Annotated in this window: 15 protein-coding genes; 7 read left to right on the top strand and 8 right to left on the bottom strand. The window is 58.1% G+C overall.

The features are described from left to right. Window positions 1-23: 23 nt before the first annotated feature. From L1F30_RS15900 to L1F30_RS15890, 3 genes are all read right to left on the bottom strand, one after another. Complete coding sequence (locus L1F30_RS15900) at window positions 24-1,358, bottom strand: UDP-glucose/GDP-mannose dehydrogenase family protein (RefSeq protein WP_253357741.1); 1,335 nt, start codon at window positions 1,356-1,358, stop codon at window positions 24-26. A 160-nt stretch (window positions 1,359-1,518) separates the two neighbouring features. Continuing rightward, window positions 1,519-3,900, bottom strand: a complete 2,382-nt coding sequence (locus L1F30_RS15895) for a zinc-dependent metalloprotease (RefSeq protein ID WP_253357740.1) — start codon at window positions 3,898-3,900, stop codon at window positions 1,519-1,521. 195 nt (window positions 3,901-4,095) lie between these two features. Continuing rightward, a complete protein-coding gene (locus L1F30_RS15890) occupies window positions 4,096-5,562 on the bottom strand; it encodes a dihydrolipoyl dehydrogenase (RefSeq protein WP_253357739.1) in 1,467 nt (488 codons plus the stop codon). A 112-nt stretch (window positions 5,563-5,674) separates the two neighbouring features. On the opposite strand from L1F30_RS15890, the gene L1F30_RS15885 reads away from it, so the two are divergent. Further along, on the top strand, window positions 5,675-6,466 hold the full coding sequence (locus L1F30_RS15885; RefSeq protein WP_253357738.1) for a TatD family hydrolase: 792 nt from the start codon (window positions 5,675-5,677) through the stop codon (window positions 6,464-6,466). Window positions 6,467-6,576: 110 nt separating this feature from the next. Here the strand turns inward: L1F30_RS15885 and L1F30_RS15880 are convergent, their stop codons facing one another. Beyond that, on the bottom strand, window positions 6,577-7,176 hold the full coding sequence (locus tag L1F30_RS15880; protein WP_253357737.1) for a YceI family protein: 600 nt from the start codon (window positions 7,174-7,176) through the stop codon (window positions 6,577-6,579). Window positions 7,177-7,200: 24 nt separating this feature from the next. Further along, window positions 7,201-7,809, bottom strand: coding sequence for a cytochrome b (locus tag L1F30_RS15875; protein ID WP_253357736.1), 609 nt, complete (start codon window positions 7,807-7,809; stop codon window positions 7,201-7,203). A gap of 105 nt (window positions 7,810-7,914) precedes the next feature. On the opposite strand from L1F30_RS15875, the gene L1F30_RS15870 reads away from it, so the two are divergent. Next, window positions 7,915-8,334, top strand: a complete 420-nt coding sequence (locus L1F30_RS15870; protein ID WP_253357735.1) for a SufE family protein — start codon at window positions 7,915-7,917, stop codon at window positions 8,332-8,334. Here the strand turns inward: L1F30_RS15870 and tcdA are convergent. From tcdA to L1F30_RS15855, 3 genes are all read right to left on the bottom strand, one after another. After that, complete coding sequence (gene tcdA / locus L1F30_RS15865) at window positions 8,331-9,146, bottom strand: tRNA cyclic N6-threonylcarbamoyladenosine(37) synthase TcdA (RefSeq protein WP_253357734.1); 816 nt, start codon at window positions 9,144-9,146, stop codon at window positions 8,331-8,333. The genes L1F30_RS15870 and tcdA overlap by 4 nt on opposite strands. Window positions 9,147-9,212: 66 nt before the next feature. Next, window positions 9,213-10,808 carry a 5-guanidino-2-oxopentanoate decarboxylase gene (locus L1F30_RS15860; RefSeq protein ID WP_253357733.1) on the bottom strand — a complete coding sequence of 532 codons (1,596 nt, stop codon included), beginning with the start codon at window positions 10,806-10,808 and terminating at the stop codon, window positions 9,213-9,215. 103 nt (window positions 10,809-10,911) lie between these two features. Continuing rightward, on the bottom strand, window positions 10,912-11,940 hold the full coding sequence (locus tag L1F30_RS15855) for a hypothetical protein (protein WP_253357732.1): 1,029 nt from the start codon (window positions 11,938-11,940) through the stop codon (window positions 10,912-10,914). Between the two features lie 475 nt (window positions 11,941-12,415). On the opposite strand from L1F30_RS15855, the gene L1F30_RS15850 reads away from it, so the two are divergent. The 5 genes from L1F30_RS15850 (at window position 12,416) to phbB (ending at window position 20,263) form a co-directional block, all read left to right on the top strand. Further along, entirely contained in the window at window positions 12,416-15,352 is a 2,937-nt protein-coding gene (locus tag L1F30_RS15850) for a S8 family serine peptidase (protein WP_253357731.1), read from the top strand. A gap of 214 nt (window positions 15,353-15,566) precedes the next feature. After that, a complete protein-coding gene (locus tag L1F30_RS15845) occupies window positions 15,567-17,432 on the top strand; it encodes a tetratricopeptide repeat-containing diguanylate cyclase (RefSeq protein WP_253357730.1) in 1,866 nt (621 codons plus the stop codon). Beyond that, a complete protein-coding gene (locus L1F30_RS15840; protein ID WP_253357729.1) occupies window positions 17,432-18,067 on the top strand; it encodes a glutathione peroxidase in 636 nt (211 codons plus the stop codon). The genes L1F30_RS15845 and L1F30_RS15840 overlap by 1 nt, the downstream gene beginning before the upstream one ends. A 267-nt stretch (window positions 18,068-18,334) precedes the next feature. Beyond that, the gene (locus L1F30_RS15835; protein WP_253357728.1) at window positions 18,335-19,504 is read left to right on the top strand and encodes a hypothetical protein; all 1,170 of its coding nucleotides are present in this window, start codon (window positions 18,335-18,337) and stop codon (window positions 19,502-19,504) included. A gap of 15 nt (window positions 19,505-19,519) precedes the next feature. Further along, entirely contained in the window at window positions 19,520-20,263 is a 744-nt protein-coding gene (phbB, locus tag L1F30_RS15830) for an acetoacetyl-CoA reductase (protein WP_253357726.1), read from the top strand. Window positions 20,264-20,324 lie beyond the last annotated feature (61 nt).

The following is a 20,324-nucleotide window of genomic DNA, read 5'->3' as shown; positions in this document are numbered from 1 at the left end:
TTTATGGGCGATTAAAGCGCGTCTTAGCGCCGGCCAATGCCCTCATAGGTAAAGCCCAGTTGCTTGAGCTTTGCCGGGTTGTAGATGTTGCGCCCGTCAATCACCAGGGGGTTGTTGAGCTGCGTTTTCAAGCGCTCGAAATCTGGCTGGCGGTATTGCTTCCACTCGGTAACCAGCACCAGCGCATCGGCCTGGTTGCAGGCGCCAAAGTGGCTTTCGCAGTAAACCAGCTGGCCTTCTTCAATGTGCTTGGGGGCGAACTCGCGCTTGGAGGTGGTCATGGCTTCCGGGTCGTGCACTTTCACAATGGCACCGGCGGCCAGCAGCTCATTGATCAGCACAATAGAGGGCGCCTCGCGCATGTCGTCGGTACCGGGCTTAAACGCCAGGCCCCACACCGCAATGGTTTTGCCGCTTAAGTCATCGCCCAGGTGGCGTTTTACTTTGGCTGCCAGCACGTGTTTTTGGGCCAGGTTGCGATCTTCCACGGCGTTTAACACGCGCGCTTCATAGTTTACCGATTCGGCCATGCGCACCAGCGCCTGCACGTCTTTCGGGAAGCAGGAGCCGCCGTAGCCGCAGCCCGGGTAGATAAACGAGTAGCCGATGCGCGAATCTGAGCCGATGCCGTGGCGCACTTCTTCTACGTCTACATCCAGCGCTTCACACAGGTTGGCAATTTCATTCATGAATGAAATTTTAGTGGCCAGCATGGCGTTGGCGGCGTACTTGGTCATCTCTGCATCGCGCACGCCCATGTACATGACTTTGTCGTGGTTGCGCGAAAAGTTTTGGTACAGCTCGCCCATTAATTCGCGCGCGCGCTCGGAATCTGTGCCTATCACAATGCGATCGGGTTTCATGAAATCGTTAATGGCCGCGCCTTCTTTCAGGAACTCCGGGTTGCTCACCACATCGAAGGGGATGTTCACGCCGCGCTTGTCGAGCTCGGCCTGAATGGTGGCGCGCACCTTGTCGGCGGTGCCCACGGGTACGGTGGATTTATCCACAATCACCGCGTATTCCTGCAGGTTTTCACCAATTTCACGGGCCACGGCCAGCACGTATTTTAAGTCTGCCGAGCCGTCTTCACCCGGCGGGGTGCCCACGGCGATGAAGTAGATGTTGGACTCTGCCATGGCATCTGGCAGGCAGGTGGTGAAGTTCAATAGATCAAGCTTGATGCCGCGCTCAACCACGGCCTCAAGGCCGGGTTCGTAAATGGGTATTTCGCCCGCGCGCAGGCGCTCGATTTTGGCTGCGTCCACATCGACACAGGTTACCTTGTTGCCCATATCGGCAAAGCAGGCGCCGGAAACCAGCCCCACGTAACCCGTTCCTACGATGGTAATGTGCACAACAGACCTCCTTGTTCAAATAAATTGGAAAATGCCATCAGCAGGCTGGGTGGCACAGATGGCGCGCAGTTTACCATGATGTGACAGCCAGGCGATTGATTCGAAAGTGGGTTTTGCACGCCAAGTGCCGGGCCTTTGGCGTGCAAAAGCAAAGGGCGCCCTAGATGGGCGAGCCGGGTGGCAGGGGTTTTGGTTTGATGCCGTCTTTCCCGGCCAGCTGCCCTTGAGCTTTTTTGATGAGCGCGGCCAACACCTGTTGGTGGCCAGGGGCGGGAGCCTTGGGGCTGATGCGGGTGGCAAAGGCTGAAAGCGTGGCGCGCAGGTTGGGCGAGAGCTGCTCGGCGGCCAACAGTTCGCCAACGTGGGTGGCGATTAACAGCTGGTTCTGCTCGCTGATCAATCGCGCAACGCCCGTCTGCGGCGTTTGGGTGCTGGCCCACACGGCGTCCAAAAGCGCGCCGGGCGAAAGCGCGCCTGAATCGTTGGCATGCTGCCACTGCAGGCGGGCCAGCCGCTCTGGGTGTAGCAAAATGCGCAGGCTGTGGCCGGCGCTGGCCTCGGCCATGGCGAGCGGGTCTAGCAGGGCGCCGGTGTAACCCTGGGTGCTCTCGCGGGATTTCTCATAGCCGTAGGCCTTGGGTGCAACCCTTGTGCTGATGGCAGGTGGCAGGCTCAGGAACTCGGGCGTTAGGGTATGTATAAGCTGGCGCAAGGCCTGCTTTTGTACTGCTGCGGCCACGGGTTCGAATTGCAGTTTTTCACCTTTGCGTTTCACGCCGTAGTTGTAGTGATAGCCGCCCAACAATTTGCCCGCGGCCTCAGCCTGGTAGCGGTGGTAGTAATATACCGGCACCAGTATTTCCTCTAAATCCGAATAGGGGCGCCCAAAGGCCAGGGCATTTTCGTTGAATTGTGCCAGCGCATGGGCGCGCAGTGTGATCACCCGCGCCAGCTCGTCGGCCGGTGCCTGGCCGTTATCCCAAAGGCTTGCGGTGGCGTGAAAGTCGCCCAGGCTGCGGCTGTCTGGGTCTGAAATAAATTCAAAGCCCAAGGCGCGCGATTGCGCCACAAAATCCAGCCGGGCCTTGTTATTTCCAAAGTCGCCATAGCCGTATTGAATGACGCGTTTATCCCAGGCGCCAATGCCCTCGGCGTAGGCCTGGCGCAAAGACACCTGGCCGTTTTCAAGGGTGATGAGCGGGTGGGGGTAATCCATCACCGAGGCGCGCTCAAAGGGGCTGGCGGCAAAGTTGTGGGCAATGCCCAGGGTGTGGCCTATCTCGTGGGCCGAGAGCTGGCGAATGCGCGCCAGTGCCATGTGGGTCATGGGGGTGGTGTCTGTGTTTTCATCGGTGAAGGGTGCGGTCATGCCCTGGGCGATGAGGTAATCCTGGCGCACGCGCAGCGAGCCTAGGGTCACGTGGCCCTTGATGATTTCGCCGGTGCGCGGGTCTGTGAGGCCATAGCCATAAGACCAGCCGCGGGTGGCGCGGTGTACCCATTGGATCACGTTGTAGCGCACATCCATCGGGTCTGCGTGTTCGGGCAGTATTTTTATTTGAAAGGCGTTGCGGTAGCCGGCCGCTTCAAAGGCGTCGTTCCACCAGCGCCCGCCTTCCAGCAGTGCGGTGCGCACGGGCTCCGGGGTGCCTGGGTCCAGATAATAGATGATGGGCTGCACCGCCTCGCTCAGCTCTGCTGATGGGTCTTTTTTGGCGAGCCTGTGGCGTGGGATAAACCGGCGGGTCATGTCGGCTTCAATGGGGGCTGCATAGTCTTTGAACTCAAAGGCCCAAAAGCCGCTTTGGGGGTGAAATTCCCGGGGCGTGAAGCCGGGCGCGGGCAGCGCCACAAAACTGTGGTGCATGCGCAGGCTGATGCTGTGGGGGTCGGGCGCCACGTCTTTTACAAATTTACCCGGTTCGGTGCCCGTGAAGGTCACCGTTGCCTCAAGTTCGGTGTTGTTGGGGAAGGCCTTGGTGCGTGACAAATACACCGCCGAGCGGCTGGCATCGGGGCTGTATTCGCCCTGTTGGGTTTGCTTGAGCCTGCGCGCCACGCCGTGGCTGTCGCGCAGCATGAAGTCTGTGGCATCCACCAGCAGCGCCTCGGCATCGCGCGCCACCACCGGGAAGCCCCACAGCACAGAGCTGGCAAAGGCCTCGCTTACCGACTGCTGCTCTTGCGCGTTGTCTGACACGGCGCGGTAGTAGGTGTTGCGCTGGCGCAGCAACACTTTGTCGCCGGCCGGTTCAAAGTGTACGAGCTTGCTTTCAAGGCCCATCAATTGGCCGCGATCCAGGCCTATGTCGTTCGAGCCCAGGCCCTGGGGCAGGCTGAAGTAATAAATGTAATCGGGGCTTTGTTTGGCAATGTGCAAGTACACCTTGCCTGCCTCGGCATCAATAAACAGTGGAATCAGCCCCGGCTGATGTTCAAGCCCTTGGGTAAAGTTGTGAATGGTTTTGTTGCGCGCCTCGGGGGTCGGGCTGCAACCGGCGGCAAGCCAAAGGCATAGGGCAATAAAAAGTGTGCGGGCCATGGGGTGTCCTTTCACTGGGTGGGCATTTATTTTTCTACCAACAGTGAGACACCCTAGCGGCCCAACCCCTCAACAGGCAACTTTATATGGCCTCAAGTCAGCTGGCCGCCACATGGCGCGAACACCCGGTTGCGCTCCGTGATGATGAGCGCCCAAGGCAACGACCGCATGTTTAACGGAGGCCGCGCACAGCCGCTAGGCGCCGGGGCCGCAATCTATGCAGTTGGCCGTGAGTTCCGGGCCAATGCTGAGTTTGTGGTTTAAGTCGCGCAGCGCCGTGCGCAAGCCTTCTTCCAGCACCGGGTGATAAAAGGGCAGGGCCAGTATTTGTTCAACGGTCATGCGCATTTGGATTACCCACGCCAGCTGGTGGGCCATGTGCTCGGCGGCCGGGCCGAACAACTCCGCACCCAACAGCAAGCCCGTGCCATGCTGGCCGTACACGCGCGCGGCGCCCACATTTTTGTGCATTACCCGCGCGCGGCCCTGATTTTCAAAACTCACCGCACCTGTGGCATAGCAGCCCGGGTATTGCTGCTTGAGGGTGTTTAAGGTCATGCCCACGGTGGCGATTTGCGGTTCGGTAAAAACCACGCTCATGGGGGTGCGCCTGGGTTCAACGCGCACGTCATTCATATCGGCCAGCGAACGCCCGGCATTGGTGCCGGCGGTTTTACCTTCATCGGCGGCTTCGTGCAGCAGCGGCAAGTCGTTTGTTGCATCACCGGCAATAAAAATATGGCTGTTACCGCACTGGCCTGTGTGCCGGTTGTGTTTGGGCGTGCCGCGCTCATCGCATTCCAGCCCGGCGTTTTCCAGTGCCAGGCCGCTGAGGTTCGGTTGCCGGCCGGTGGCGGCAAGCAGGTAGTCGAAGGTTTCGGTTACTTCGCCGCGCTGTGCGTGCTGGTAGCGAATTTCAACGGCCTCGCCCGTGCGTGCAATGTGATGCACCCGGGCCTCGGTATCTAAGTAAAACTCTTTGTTAAATTGCGCAATTGCTTTTGCGCGCAGCTCGGGTTCGCTCAGTGTGGCAAGTTTGCCCGAGCGCCCGAATACGCACACACGCACACCCAGGCGCGCCAAGGCCTGGCCCAACTCCAGGCCAATGACGCCCGGGCCGAACACCGCCACCGAGCGCGGCAGGCTCGCCAGTTCGAATACGTCATCATTAACCAGCAGTCTGTCGGCCGCGGCTTTAAGGGGGTCGGGAATGTGAGGTGAGGAGCCTGTGGCAATGACAATGCGCTTGGCTTGTACCTGCAATTGTTGGCCGTCTGGCAATTGCACAGCCAGCGTGTGGGCATCTATAAAGCGCGCTTGGCCTTTGAGCTTATGCTCGGCGGGGAACTGTGTTATGTCTTCAACCACAAAGCCCGCAAACCGGTCGCGTTCGCGTCGCACGCGCGCCATGACCGCCGCGCCGTCTATGTGTGGCGGCGCGTAATCAACACCAAACACGCCGTTGTGTTGATGGTGGTAGGCCTGCTCTGCGGCGGCAATAAGGAGCTTGCTGGGCATGCAGCCCACCCGCGCACACGTGGTGCCGTAGGGGCCGCCTTCAATCAACAGCAGGTTATCAGTAAACGCGCGCGCCGCCCGGTAGGCGCCGAGGCCTGCGGTGCCCGCGCCAATGATTGCGATGTCGGTTTGTTTGCGTGTCATGGGGTATCCTGTGTAGGCCGTGTTCTGCAATGCTTGGTAGCGTTAGAGGCGCTTGTCGCCTGTTTGTTTCATATTTGTGTTTAGCTCAGGTTAGCCAAACGGGAAATTATTCGTGCAATGGTTTGATACTCATGCCCATCTGGATTTGCAGCCGCTGGCAAGTGATGCGAAAAGTGTCTGGCAGCAGGCCCGCGCTGCGGGCGTGTGCCATGTGCTCATTCCCGGTGTTAGCCCTGATGCCTGGGCACAAACTTGCGCGCAGGCAGCACGCCTTACGGGTGCTTATTGGGCGGCGGGCTTGCACCCCTGGTGGCTGGAAAAATGCCCGGGCTTAAGCCCGGAGCACTTGCAGCGCCAATTGCATGAGACGTTTGAAAACAACCCGCAATGCCCACCCATTGCCGTGGGTGAGTGCGGCCTGGATGGCACTTTGGCCACACCCGTGGCGCTGCAAATTCCCTGGCTTGAAGCGCAGCTGGAAGTGGCGCAAGCGCTGGGTAAACCCGCCATCTTGCACGCCCATAAAGCGCACAATGAAGTGCTGCAAACCCTGAAAAAATTTCCGGCCGTGCGCGGTGTGATTCACGGCTTTGCAGGCAGTGTGTCACTGGCAGAGCAATACCTGAGCAAGGGTTGGTTGCTGGGCATTGGCGGTGTGGTGACCTATGAGCGCGCGCAAAAAACCCGCACAACCCTGGCGGCCTTGCCGGCCGGCAGTTTTGTTTTGGAAACCGACGCACCTGCTATGCCAATTGCCGGCCGTCAGGGCCTGGCCAATACGCCCAGTCAGTTAATTGAAATTGCAAGCTGCGTGGCGGGCCTGCGAAATGAAAGCATGGCAGAGCTCAATGCGCACACTGGGCGCGCGGCCAAAACACTGTGGGGTACTGCACTTGAACGTTAAAATTTCAGGTAATGCGTGAAGGGAAAAAGCTTTGCGCTAGAAAATAAAAACGCGTTAAAAGTGTGAAATGTTTGCACCGGTTGCCCGGTGCAAACATTGTGCGTTAGGCGTTATTTTTTACGAATGCCTTCAACGTTCAGCCACAGCTTTACGCTTTCGGAGGCGGGCCCCAGGTTGTAATTGATATTGAAATCTTTCAGGTTCAATTTGGTTTCGCCAGAAAAACCTGCGCGGTAACCGCCCCACGGATCTTTACCTTCACCCACCTTGCTCACTTTGATGGTGACGGGCTTGGTTACGCCATTGAGGGTGAGGTTGCCCACCAAATCAAAGCCGCCGTCTGCCACATTGTTGACGGCCGTGCTGGTAAAGGTCGCCTTCGGGTGCTTGCCGGTATTGAGGAAATCTTCACCGCGCAAATGCTTGTCGCGCTCGGCGTGGTTGGAATCTACGCTGGTGGTGTCGATGGTGACGTTAACGGTGCTTGCAGCAGGTTTTTCGGCGTCGTAGCTGAAGCTGCCTTCAAAGGTATTGAAGCGCCCGGTAAGCCAGCTGTAGCCCAGGTGCTGAATGGCAAAGTTAATGCTGGCGTGTGCGCCTTTGTTATCAATAACGTAATCTGCCGCTTGGGTGCCAGCCGCGGCAATAACCAATGCCGTACCGGCCAATGATTTGGTAATAAACGAACGGGTTGCAGTTGCCAGATTCATGGCGTTCTCCTCGTGAGTGAGTGTTTAAAGCGATGTTGAATCATCTTTGGCTGAGGCCTTGTGAGCCTTTTGGCTTGCGCGTGAGTCTAGCGCAGTAAAGGGTAGCATGCGTTTTAAGGTGGCATCTTTGTGATACAGATGATGAAAAATGGCCGCCCCGGCATGGCCTGCCACTACAACAATCAAAGCCCAGGCGCCCCACAGGTGTAGCAGGCCCGCGGCATCTACCGTGCGCCCGTCAAGCTCAAATAGGCTGGGCAGTAAGGGCCAGTCGAAAAACCGTGCCGGTTGGCCTTCGGCTGTGGTGATGAAATAGCCGCTGATTAAAATGGCCAGCAGCAACATATACAATGCGCGTTTCACCCAGGTTGCCGCGCGGATCATCCAGGCCGTGTGCGTGGGCAGTGGTTCGGGCGCACGATTGCGGGCACGCCACAGAAGGCGCACCAACGTCAGCACCATTAACAGCAGGCCAAGGCTTATGTGCAACGCCGGGCCTCGGTTGTACCAGTTGCTGTAGTAATCGAGCGTGACCATCCAAAGGCCCAGGCCAAACAGGCCGAGCACGAGCAGCGCAGAGCTCCAATGCAAGAGTTTTGACAGTGAGCTATAGCCCGTTGGCGTATCGCGCATGTGAGTTACCTGGGTTGAATGTTGAGTGCCTGCCGTAGCTACCCGCGAGAATAAGGTAGACTTACGCACACAATGACACTTTGGTTTAAAGCATGGGGTTAATGCATGTCTTTTCAAGCCCCGCTGGACGACTTCAGCGCGCTGGATCCCGCCGAGCTAAGCCGCGTGCAAGGGTGGGCAGCAAAATACAAAATGCTCATGGCCTGGGGCAACCGCGTTCAGGTTAAACCCTGGCTCAGGTGCGACCAACAGCGTGTGCGCGGTTGTGAAACCGCCTTGTGGTTGGCCCATGCCGAGGCCGATGGGCGCCACTGGTTTGCCGTTGATGGCGAATCGCGCATTGTGAAGGGCTTGGCGGTATTGCTGCTGGTGCACATTAACGGCCAAAGCCGCACCCACATTGCCGCACTCGATCTTCCGGGGTTGCTGGCCGCAGAAGGGTTGGAAAAACACCTCTCGCCTTCGCGCAGTAACGGTTTTAACGCCTTGGTTACCCGCGTGCGCGAATGGCTGGTGCACGCTTAATTTTTTGGCGCATTTTGCGTCCGTAAAAAACGCTCAATGCCGCGGCTTGCGGCAATCATGCCAAAGCTTGCGGTCACCATGGTGGCCGCGCCCAGCCCGCCGCCGCAATCCAGTTTTACCTCGGCGCCCAGTGCCGATTTGTTTTCACACACACCGCCTTCGGCATCGGGAAACTTTAGCTGCTCGGTTGAGTAAATGGCTTCAATGGAGAAGTTGCGCTTGGCGTTGCGGCTGAAGTTGTAATGCCTGCGCAAATTGTTGCGGGTTTTGGCCAGCAGCGGGTCGTTGGTGGTTTTGGCCAAATCGAGGGATGTAATCTGGCGCGGGTCGGTTTTACCGCCCGATGAGCCCACGGTAATCACCGGTGTTTTCTGGCGTTTGCAATGTCCGATAATGGCCGATTTCACGAACGCCGAATCTATGCAATCAAGCACCACATCGCATTGTTTACCAATAATGGCCGCCACGTTTTCAGGCTCTACAAAATCTTCCACGCAATGCACACACATTTCCGGGTTAATGCCGTAGAGCCGCTCGGCAATCACCGCGGTTTTGGGCTGGCCAATGGTGCTGGCGAGCGTATGCAACTGGCGGTTGCTGTTGGTGACGCACACCTCATCCAAATCCACCAAGGTAATGGTGCCCACCCCGGTGCGCGCCAGCGCTTCCGCCGCCCAAGAACCCACGCCGCCAATGCCTATCACCATGAAGTGGGCGCTGTGCAGTTGATCGAGTGCCGCCCGGCCATATAGCCGCGCGATACCGCCAAAGCGTTGTAGGTAGGCATCCGAAAGTGGGGTTGTGCTGGTCATTGGGGAGTCCGTCGCGCTGGGGCCGCCATTATAGCGGCCCATTGGCTAGGGGCCAGTAACCTCTTGTTATTGCGCGTGCGCGATGAAGTCGCTTTCTTGCACTTCAATGACCGTGGGTACTGTGGCGGTTTGCGCCTCGCGCAGGGCCTCGGCAAGCTCTGCAAGGTTTGTGGCCCGGCGGGATTTGCAGCCGTAGCCCTCGGCCACTTTCAAAAAGTCCGGCGAATAGATGTCGCAGGCCATGGGCGCCATGCCGGCATCGCGGAAGTTCATGGCAATCATTTCGTAACAGCTGTTGTGCCAAATAATGAGTGCCACCGGAATTTGTGCTTCAACGGCGGTGGCCAGTTCATTGAGCGAAAACTGCACGCCGCCGTCGCCCAACAGGCCAATCACCGGCCGCTCGGGCGCCCCCAGGCGCGCGCCAAAGGCCGCCGGCAGGGCCCAACCGAGGGTGCCGTAGCCGGTGGCGGCCGAGCCAAAGCTGCGCGGGCGCAGGGCGTCGAACTGGTTGGCGGCGTAGTAGGCAGGCTGGGTGGAATCACCCATCACAATGGCCTCAGGCAGGGTGCTTAGCAGGCAATCCAGAAATGCCTGGTAGCCCGGGTGTTGTTCGGCTTGATGTTTTTCTTTCGCAGCTTTTACGCGGGCAAGGCTATCGACCGCCTGCCGGGCGCCAAGCGCGGGTGTCAGCCCCGCCATAAAGGCGCCGCTGTCTGATTGAATAGCCAAGTGCGGGCGGCAGTTGCGGGTGAGTTGGGCGGTATCTATGTCTACCCGAATCAATGTGCCGGGAATGTGAAAATCCCCTTTAAAAAAGAAATCGTAATCGGTTTCTGAAAGCTCTGTGCCAATGGCCAGTACCACGTCGGCCTGCTCGAACTCGTGGCGAATTGAGGCAAACGAGGGGTTTGAACCCAGCAGCAGCGGGTGGTCTGGCGGCAGCAGGCCCTTGGCGTTGTGGGTCAGGCTTACGGGCGCCTGCAGGGCGTCTACCAATGCCAGTACTTCGGGCTGGGCATCGGCGCAGCCACCGCCAAGGGCAAGCAACGGGCGCTTGGCATTATTCAGCAAATGGGCGGCCTGGCTTAGGGTTGATGGGGCGGGCGCCGGGCGCGCGGGCCGCGGCCACAGCTCTAGCGGCACATGGCCGGCCGGTGCGGTAATCACATCGAGAGGCAAGGTGAGGTGCACAGGCCCTGGCCTTTCGCTTGCAAAAATGGCGAAGGTGCGCGCCATGACTTTGGGCAAATCCTCAGGCCGGGTAAGGGTGTGGGCCCAGCGAGCGCACTCGGCCATGGCCGCTTGCAGGTTGCGGGTTTCGTGCAGCCGGCCCTCGCCCAGGCCGCGCTCCCAGGTGTTGTTGTCGGCGGAAATCACAAGCATTGGCTGGGAGTCTTGCAGGGCCTGGCCCATGGCGCCGCTGATGTTGAGCGCGCCGGGGCCGGAAACGGTAATGCATGCAGCCGGCTTGCCGGTGACGCGGGCGTAGCCATCGGCCATAAAACCCGCGCCCTGTTCGTGGCGGGGTGTCACGTGGCGGATGGCGGTTTGCGGCAGGCCCCGGTAGAGCTCGATGGTGTGGGTGCCAGGAATACCGAAGGCCACCTCTATGCCGTAGGCCTCTAAATACTTTGCCAATAACTCGCCGCAGGTTTGCATGTTTTTCTCCCAGTGAATAACTGGGCTAAGCATAGAGGCTGGGCTGTGCGATGAAAAATGCGTTATTTTGCTGAATTCAGAAGCATTTGTGATGATTGCGCCGCTAGCGTGTCCAGCGGCTCAACAAATTGGCTTGCTGGGCTGCCGCCAGAAAGGTTTTGCTGGCCTGGTGTGCACCCACCGATTGCACTGCGCGCGCAGGCTGGGCCCGGCGCAACTCCCCGATGGTTTTAGCCAGTTTTGCGCGCAGCCGCGCGAGTGTCATCTCGGCTTGGTCTGTGCTTACGGTAATGGCCTCTTGGCTGAGCTTGGCGCCCAGGGATTTTAACTTTTGTATGGTGTAACCGGCCCGTGGGCTTGGGTCTACAAAGGCCAGGGTGAGTTTGTTCAGCGGGCCGGTAACCTGCGCCAGCGCCTGCTGTAACCAGGTGTCTGCGTGATTGGCTACGTGCACGTAAGTGTGCGCGCGATCTGCTGATTGGGCATCTTCCAGCGCTTGGGCAAGTTGCGCGCACAGAGCGTCGCGCCCGGTGGTTTTTTGTTGCGGTGTTAACCATTGGCCTTCAAGGTTTTCCAATGGCGTTGGAATAAAAAAGAGTGCGCTGGGTGCGTTGGCAACCGCGGCCAGGGGTTGGGCAAGTTTACGCGCTTTTTCTACTGCCGCGTTGAGGTGGCTGGCACTCACTATGCAGGCTTGTTCACAGCGATTAAAGGCCGCGTGATCGGGGCGCAGCTGGCTGCCTTCAAGCCTAAATTGCCCGGGTTGTGTGGCTTGCAGCTGGGCAGATTTAATTTGCGTAATGTACACCCCGGGGCCATTTTCGCCGCCTTGCTGGCGGAGGGTGTAGTACACCTCAAAACCGGCAATGGTGCTCATGTGTTGGGCGGCATTGGCAATATTTTGGTGAGCGCGAAGGCCCGCCGCAGTGGCGCGCAATTGCTCTATGCCCTGCACTAGGCTGTGGCCCTGGTGGCTGCGCAAATCCACCGCCAGTAGAAACTGCGGCAAGCGGGTGGCATCAATAAACACCGCGCGCCCGCAAGCGCCGTTGGTGCGGGCAGAAAAAAGAATAAAGCGCGAATTTTGGGGAGTGGGGCGAAAGCTCGGTGCGTTCAGTGCTGTGCCGTTCATCGTGCGTTCCATGCAGTACGGTGAGGGCGCGCATTATAGTGTGCCCCGCAAGCTGCTGCCTAGCAAAGGCCCATCAAGCAGTACGACGGTTCCAGCGGATGGGCGGCAAGTGCGGTCAGCGCTGCTAGCCTTGTGTGGGGCAGGTATTAGGTGACTTAAGAGTCATGCTTGGTGCTAAAGTTTTAATTTGCATTTTGCGCTAGTACCAAACGCTGTTTAGCGCGCCACCAGGTCATTTTTGCTTGTGGATTCAGGCGCCTTTGTCGTTCTATTTGCAGGCTTTGTTTGCCCCTCTAAATACCATTCCGTTCGGGTTTTTCAGAGCTTCTGGGTTGTTTCAAAAAGTTATAAGAATTGGCAGCCCAGTAGATGTCACGCCTTCGCCTTGGTGCGATGCACGCGCGGCAATCTTCCAATTCGCGTTGGCCGGTGATCCCGGTGAAAACGCACTATCACAGTCCATGGAGTTGGCTTTATGAAAAAAACGCCCCTTAATCTGCTTGGCAAGTCAGTGGCCTTGTGCCTGTCTTGCTCGGTTGCAGCCTTGGCCGGTGCCCAGGCTATAGACCCTGCAAAACTGTCCCTTGAACGCCAGTCGCTTGATATCAACAAAGCGCCCTTCGCCAACGGTAAAAACCGCATTGAAATTTTTGTAGAGTTAGAGAGCCCGTCGGTGGCAGGTTTTGTAGTTAACGAGCTGCAAACCACAGAGGCCGAGCCCACCCGTGATCGACAGCAGGCGCACGCCAAAAAAATCAAAGCCGAACAAGCCGCACTGCGCGCAAAAATGCAAAAGCTTGGCGCCACCGAGGTGAAAAGTTTTACCGCGGGTGTGAACGGCAGCAAGTGGATTGTTGAGCGCCGCGATCTTGCCGCGATCCAATCTTTAGTGGGCGTGAAGCGCGTAATGCGCGTGCCGCATCACAAATTGATGAACAGTGTTTCTGTGCCTTGGGTAGGCGGCACTGACGCCTGGGCCATGGGCTATTCAGGCGCGGGCAAGAAGATCGCCGTGATTGATACCGGTGTAGATTACCTGCACCAAAACTTCGGCGGCGATGGCAATTACGATGGCAACGATCCATCCGTGGTTGAGCCGGGCACATTCCCCACCGCAAAAGTGACGCGCGGTTACGATTTCGCCGGTGCTGACTACAATGCCGGTGGCACTCCCGAGCAACAGATTCCCCAGCCCGATCCAGACCCGATGGATTACAACGGCCACGGCACCCACGTTGCGGGCTCCGCTGCCGGTAGCGGTGTAGACGGCAAAGTAGGTGCAGGCGTTGCGAAAGATGCCGAGATCTGGGCGTTAAAAGTATTCGGTGATGTAGCCGGCTCCACCGCGCTCACCGTAGATGCCATTGAATACGCGCTCGACCCCAATGGCGATGGCAGCGTGGATGATCGCGCCGATGTGATCAACATGAGCCTGGGTTCCGATTTCGGCAGCCCCGATGACCCATCCTCTGTTGCTGCCGATAACGCCGCCAACATGGGCGTGGTTGTGGTGGTGGCCGCCGGTAACTCCGGCAACGGTGTGCCCTACGTGCACGGTGCGCCTGCCGCTGGCAAGAAAACCATCGCGGTTGCGGCAACCCTTGCCGGTGGTGCCAACGAGTTTGCGGTAAAAATTGAAAGCGATCTGGTAGGTGGCGATTACAACGCCGCCTACTCGGGTATTTCGCCCGCGCTTGAAGATGGCAGCCCCATCAGCGGCCCACTTGAAATTGCAAGCCCGCTCAATGCCTGTACGCCGCTGGCCAACGACATGACCGGCAAGGTGGCCTTCCTGCAGCGCGGTGCCTGTGCATTTACCACCAAACTGCAAAATGCAATGGCCGCCGGTGCCACTGGCGCCATCGTGTTTAACAACGTCGCTGGCGCGCCCATTGTGATGGGCGGTTCACCGGTTGAGCTGCACGCCGCGATGATTTCGCTGGCCGACGGCACCGGTATCTACAACGCTATTGCCGGTGGCGACATGGCAGTGGGCGTACTGGATGCCAACAACTATGTACCCTTCCCCGATAACGACGACACCCTGGCGGCCTTCAGCTCACGCGGGCCGAACAACGGTGGCTCGGACTTCAAGCCCGATCTGGCCGCACCCGGTGTGGGCATTTCATCGGCAGCTACCCAGTCTGGTGACGGTGCGGTTAGCCTGAGCGGTACTTCTATGGCAACGCCTCACGTGGCCGGTGCAGCGGCAGTGTTGCTTGAGCGCTTCCCACAGCTTGAGCCTGATGCCATTAAAGCCATGCTGCAAAACAGCTCGCACCCGGCCAATGCCGCAGGCCCAGGCTCGAATACGCCATACCCGCTAACGCTGCAGGGTACCGGCGTGATCAACGTGGCTACTGCTGCACAGCTGAGCTCGCTGGCCATGCCCGGCGCCATCAGTTTTGGTCGCATTAACGAAGATCGCGATGTGCGTGTGCACGAGCGTGTAACCTTGAACAACTTGTCTGGCTCTGCCCGCACCTTCAACGTTACCCACGTGCCGAACCGTGCCATTCCCGGTGTATCGCTCAAGTTCCCAAGCCGCGTCCACATGGGCAGCAACAGCAAGCGCCCGGTGTTGGTCACTTTGGCAGTGGATGCCTCCGAGCTGCCGGCTGATGATGCTTTCTACAGCCAAACAGAAGTAGACGGCTGGTTGGTGTTTGATGACGGCGAAGACAAGTTAACCGTGGGCTACCTGGCCGTGGTTGACCCGGCCTCGCGCATCCGCAGCCGTGCCGATCGCAATGGCAACATGACACTGCACAACCAAGGGCAGGGCATGGGCATTGCGGAAGGCTTCACTCTGGCAGGTGAAGACGGCCTGTTCCTCGATGGCACCTCTAACGCCATCAAGGCCTTGGGTTATCGCGTGGCAGACTTCGGTTACCCGGTGCTGCAGTTTGGCCTGGCCACCGAAGCGCCCTGGAACAACCTGTCGCAACTGTGGACTGCCATGTACATTGATACCAACGAAGACGGCATCGATGACTACATTCTCTACAGCTACGACCAAGGCTGGCTCACCGGCGCGGCCGACCCAAGTGGCCAAATGGTGACGGCGTTGCAAAACCTCAACACCGGTTCATTCCTGTTGGAATACCTGGTAGCGAACGATTACAACGACAGCAGCGCTATCCATACGGTAGATTTGTATGGCCAATACGGCTTCCTGGAGCCGGGTGATACCACCTTCAACTACTGGTTGGAATCCTATAGCCAAACCGATAGCAGCAGTGTGGATGTGCAATACGGAAGTATTGATCTGGCCGATGAAATTGTGGTGGATGCAGCCTCTGTTCCCGTTCAGGCACGCTCGCGTGTTCAGATCGAGCGCATTGCCGGTGAAGGCCGCTACATGTGGCTGTTGCCCAACGACAAGTCGGGCAGCCAGCTGGCCATCGAATAATTGCACCGCGCAATAAAGCCTACCGGGCAGGTCTTAGGGTGTAAGGTCTGATCGGTTGCCAAAAGCCCCGCACACGCGGGGCTTTTTTTATGGGCGGCGCGCCCTTTCGTTGTGTGCCAATTGCCTTATACTCAACAAGCCTTTCAACCAATACTGAGACGCCATGACTGAGCGCCCCACAGCCCGGCCAAGGACATTCGGCCGCTGGCCCGCGATGGGATTCGCACTTTTACTCGCCGCGAGCGGCGGCGTGGTTGCCGATGATTCGCTATCGGTAGAGGCGGCCTTTCAGCAGCTGGAAGAATCAGAGCTGATTGGCAGCTTTCAGGATTACCGCAACGCCTATAAGGCGCTGGGTGCACGTCTGGATCCCAATGACCCAAGTCAGCAAGAGCGCTACCAGCGATTGGGCTGCTGGATGCAACCCGATGATACCGCCGAGCAAATTCAGGCCGCACGCGCCAATGCCAGTGGCTGGCTGACCGAGGCCCGGGCCAATGCCGACACCTTGGGCCAGGCAGATTATCAGTTGTGCCGGGGCTGGTTTAATGAGATGGGTGGCAACTATAAAGCGGCCCTCAGTGATTACAACGGCGCGCTGGCGCTGGCAGAAGCCATAGAGGATCGTCGCCTGATTGCCGATGCCTTAAGTGCGCGCGGTGAGCTGTTGGCGCTGCAGGGCGATCTGGCCCAGGCGCTGGCCGACTTGCAGGTGGCCCACCAACTCTACCACCTGCTGGGCAATCGCTACTGGACGGCCTACACGCTGTCGATGGTGGCCAACACCTACCGGCGCATGGGCGACTTCGAGCGCGCCAAAGAATTGTTGTTGGAAGTGATTGGCATCTACCAGCAGCGCAGCGACATAGAAAGCGCCGATGCCGCACGTTTCTTGTTGGCGCTCACCTATGACGATCTGGCCGAGTACGATGCCGCCTATGACATTTACCAAACCATGCTGGCTGCTGAAGAGGCGCGAGATGTTCCCCGCGCGCAGTTGGGTACGCTCATTGCGATAGCCGATAACCGGCTGCGCGCAGGGGATATCACTACCGCCACCGATGCCCTCGATCGCGCAGAGCCCCTGCTCGATTCAGAGCTGGATCCACTCAACACGGCGCTCTGGAATTTGTTCAAGGCGAATCAGTTGGTTGCCACAAATGACCATGCCCGCGCAGTAACCCTGCTGGCCGAAGCGGAGCCGGGATTGCGCGAACAAGATCAATACCGCTACCTCGCGTGGATGCAAAAACTGAAAGCCGAGGCGCTGGGCCAAACCGGCCAATGGCAGGCAGCCTTTGTTGCGCTTTCGGCCTACCAGCAAACCCAGGAGTTACTGCAAGAGAAATTGCGTGATCAAACCAGTACGCGCATGCGCATTGAATTTGATGCAGAGCGCAAAGACGCCGAAAATCGCGCGTTGAAATTCGAGCGCGAGGTGCGCCAGGCGCGGCTGAAGGTGCTAGAGGAGCGCAAGCGTTGGCAGGGCATGTTGGCGGTGCTCGGTTTACTCTTGTTATCTGGCGCAGTGCTGCTGGCAATACGCCAGTGGCAGCGCTCCCACAGATTGCGCTACCTGGCCATGACCGACGAACTCACGGGTTTGCCCAATCGGCGCAGTATTTACCAGAGCGGCAAAGATGCCCTCAGCGAGTGCCGCCTGGCCGGTGAACCCTTTAGCCTGTTGGTGTTTGATGTTGATTACTTCAAACGCATTAACGATACCTACGGCCACGAAGTGGGCGACAGGGTGCTGCAAAAAATTGCGCAAGCGGCCAGTGAGTGTTTGCGCAAGCACGACGTGCTAGGGCGTACCGGTGGCGAGGAATTCCTCATTACCCTGCCCAGTGCGAATTTAACGGCCGCCGCCGATGTGGCCGAGCGGGTGTGCAAAGCCGTGGCCGATATCGACCTGCGCCAGGTTACTGACAACCTCTCGGTCACCGTAAGCGTGGGGGTGGCCCAATACCGCAAAGCCGACAGCGATTTTAGCCAGCTGATCAATCGCGCAGATAACGCCCTTTATCGCGCCAAAGACAGCGGCCGCAATGCAGTAGCACTCGATGGGAGTTCCGAATAATGAAAAGCGTTATTAATTTGTTGCGTTGCTTGGGCTTAAGTGTACTGGCAGCCTGCGCATTTGCGGCTGAAACCATAGGGGCTGAACCCGGCGCTCACTCGGCCTCCGCAATGGCCACTAAAGCAGCCTTGGCAAGCAGCCGTTGCCCTGCATTTCTAAATCAACCCTACCGGGCACTGCATGCAACTCACGAGGTAAATTTATGTGAGCTGTTTGCCGGTAAGGTTTTGCTGCTGGTAAATACCGCCAGCCACTGCGGCTACACCAAACAGTTTCGCGCCCTTGAGGCATTGCATCAGCGCTACCACACAGAGGGCTTGGCCGTAGTGGGCTTTGCCAGTAACGACTTCAACCAGGAAGCGGCCGATGAAGAAAAGTCCGCAGACATCTGTTTTGTAAATTTTGGTGTCACCTTTACCATGCTTGCACCCACCCACGTCAAAGGCCCGCACGCCAACGTCACTTTCAATGCGCTGGCCAAGCAAACCCAGCCGCCCGCGTGGAATTTTAACAAGTATCTTTTGTCTGCCGACGGGCAACAGGTGCAGTATTTTCCAAGCAAGATTACCCCTGATTCAGCAGCCATAATCACCGCTATAGAAACAGCGCTGCTGGCCCGCAACGGCGCTGAGTGAATTTCACCGCGCAGTTAAATGATGCTACACAATGCATCATTTAACTGCCTGCTGCGTGCTTATGGTGCGTAGGCGTTTTTGTAGCTAAGGTTTTTTTGTTGAACCAGGCGACAAGCCTGGTACTCAAGCACTAATCATTGCCCCGATTCTTTAATTCCCCGCTGATTTATTCCGTCTGTCAAGGTTTGTTCATATTTATGGCGCAGACTTTGCACCTCCGATTTGGGAACAGGCCCAAACCGAGTGATTTTCACAGAGGTGAACACGATGGAAGAGGTGTACCTAGTTGCAGTTGCGCGCGAGCCGGCAGTAAAAGCCACGCCCCTGGATGTAGCCGACCTGGCGGCGCGCGCAATCGTCCCGCTGTTTGATTCAGCCAATGTAGATCCGGCCGATGTGAGCGCCTTGTACCTGGGCAATATGCTCTCGGGCCTTTTGTCTAATCAACAATTGTTGGCGCCTTTGGTTGCGCAAAAATCCGGGCTCCAGGGTGTAGAGGCGCTAACTGTTGAGGCCGCCTGTGGCTCGGGTGCGGCGGCTATTCGCGCAGGATTTTTGGCCGTGGCCTCGGGCGCCCACGCGCGCGTAGTGGTGGCCGGCGTTGAAAAAATGAGTGGTGTAGATCGCAACACCGTTAGCCGCGCGCTTGCTTGCGCGTCACACTGGGCCACTGAAGGCGGCGCGGGCGAAACCTTCATTACCTTAAACGCAAAAATAATGCGCCAGTACATGGCGCGTTATCACCTAGAGCGTGCAGCCTTCGCGCCCTTCGCCGTTAACGCGCACCGCAATGGCTTGCATAACGATTGTGCGATGTTAAAAAAGTCCATTACCCACGCCGACTACTTAGCGGCGCGCGAGCTGGCCGAGCCCATCGGCCTGTATGATGCGCCACCCATTTGCGATGGTGCCGCGGCGGTACTCTTGGGCAATCGCGCAACTGCCCACGCCGCCCGGGCGCGTGGCTTGCCGATGGTAAAAATAACAGGCTCCGGTTGTGCCAGCGATGCCCTGGCACTCGCCGAAAGAGACAACCCTTTAGCCTTGCAGGCAGCGGCAGATTCAGCGCTCGCAGCCTACCGCCAAGCGGGAAAAACCCCGGCCGATATCGATCTTTTTGAACCCCACGATGCCTACACAGTAATGACGGCCCTGAGCCTTGAAGCGGCGGGCTTTGCCGATAGAGGTAAAGCGACAGAGGCGGCGCTGGCAGGCAGCTTTGACATGGATGGGGCATTACCCATTACCACCTTTGGCGGCTTAAAGGCGCGCGGTCACCCAGTGGGTGCCACCGGCGTGTACCAGATTGCCGAGTGTTTTTTGCAGCTCACCGATCAGGCTGGGTTGTTACAAGTGGCCAATGCCCGGGTGGCAATGGCGCAAAACCTGGGTGGCGCCGCAGGCTCTGCCTTTACTCACATTCTCGAACGCGTTTAACGCAAAGGAGTGACCATGATCGCAAAAGCACCTACTACAAATCGCTTGGCGTTTGTAACCGGAGGTACACGGGGTATTGGCGAGGCTATCAGTATCGGGTTGCAGGAACAGGGCTACCGCGTGCTGGCAAGTTATCAGCGCAATCAGGAAGTGGCTGATGAGTTCTCAGCACGTACCGGCATACCGGTGTTCAAATTCGATGCATCGGACTTTAAAGCCACTGAAAACTCTATTCGCACCATTGAAGCAGATCTAGGCCCCATTGAAGTGCTGGTTAACAATGCTGGCATTACCCGCGATGGGGTGCTGCACAAGATGTCGCCACAAAACTGGAGCGATGTGATTGAAACCAATTTGTCGTCGTGCTTTTACACTTGCCATGCGGTGATTGCGGGCATGCGTGAGCGAAAATTCGGGCGCATCGTGAATATCAGCTCTATCAACGGCCTGGAAGGCCAGTTCGGGCAAACCAACTATGCCGCCGCCAAAGCGGGCATGTGTGGCTTTACCAAATCCTTGGCGAAAGAAAGTGCGCGTTACGGCATTACGGTAAATTCCGTGGCGCCCGGTTATGTGGATACCGACATGGTGCGCGCCATTGCCCCGGAAGTGTTGCAAAAAATAATCGACAAAATTCCCGTGGGCCGATTGGCCAAGCCCGAGGATGTATCGCGCTGCGTGAATTTTTTAGTGGCCGACGATGCCGACTTTATTACCGGTACTACCTTGTCGGTAAACGGCGGCCAGTACATGAGCTAAGGTTGTTTGGCATGCTGTTGGCGCTGCAAAAGCCGAGACCGGCTGGCAGTCGCCAACGCGC

Origin of the sequence: Simiduia sp. 21SJ11W-1 (assembly GCF_024138675.1) — a bacterium.
In the GTDB taxonomy this organism is placed as follows: domain Bacteria; phylum Pseudomonadota; class Gammaproteobacteria; order Pseudomonadales; family Cellvibrionaceae; genus Simiduia.
Note: the sequence above shows the minus strand (reverse complement) of the source record. Positions and strands in the feature narration are given on the sequence as shown.

Coding starts and splice junctions, on each gene's coding strand:
- L1F30_RS15855 (WP_253357732.1), bottom strand. CDS start 11,940: ATGAACGGCACAGCACTGAACGCACCGAGCTTTCGCCCCACTCCCCAA.
- L1F30_RS15870 (WP_253357735.1), top strand. CDS start 7,915: ATGTCTTTTCAAGCCCCGCTGGACGACTTCAGCGCGCTGGATCCCGCC.
- L1F30_RS15845 (WP_253357730.1), top strand. CDS start 15,567: ATGGGATTCGCACTTTTACTCGCCGCGAGCGGCGGCGTGGTTGCCGAT.
- L1F30_RS15860 (WP_253357733.1), bottom strand. CDS start 10,808: ATGCAAACCTGCGGCGAGTTATTGGCAAAGTATTTAGAGGCCTACGGC.
- L1F30_RS15840 (WP_253357729.1), top strand. CDS start 17,432: ATGAAAAGCGTTATTAATTTGTTGCGTTGCTTGGGCTTAAGTGTACTG.
- L1F30_RS15895 (WP_253357740.1), bottom strand. CDS start 3,900: ATGGCCCGCACACTTTTTATTGCCCTATGCCTTTGGCTTGCCGCCGGT.
- phbB (WP_253357726.1), top strand. CDS start 19,520: ATGATCGCAAAAGCACCTACTACAAATCGCTTGGCGTTTGTAACCGGA.
- L1F30_RS15835 (WP_253357728.1), top strand. CDS start 18,335: ATGGAAGAGGTGTACCTAGTTGCAGTTGCGCGCGAGCCGGCAGTAAAA.
- tcdA (WP_253357734.1), bottom strand. CDS start 9,146: ATGACCAGCACAACCCCACTTTCGGATGCCTACCTACAACGCTTTGGC.
- L1F30_RS15880 (WP_253357737.1), bottom strand. CDS start 7,176: ATGAATCTGGCAACTGCAACCCGTTCGTTTATTACCAAATCATTGGCC.
- L1F30_RS15875 (WP_253357736.1), bottom strand. CDS start 7,809: ATGCGCGATACGCCAACGGGCTATAGCTCACTGTCAAAACTCTTGCAT.
- L1F30_RS15850 (WP_253357731.1), top strand. CDS start 12,416: ATGAAAAAAACGCCCCTTAATCTGCTTGGCAAGTCAGTGGCCTTGTGC.
- L1F30_RS15890 (WP_253357739.1), bottom strand. CDS start 5,562: ATGACACGCAAACAAACCGACATCGCAATCATTGGCGCGGGCACCGCA.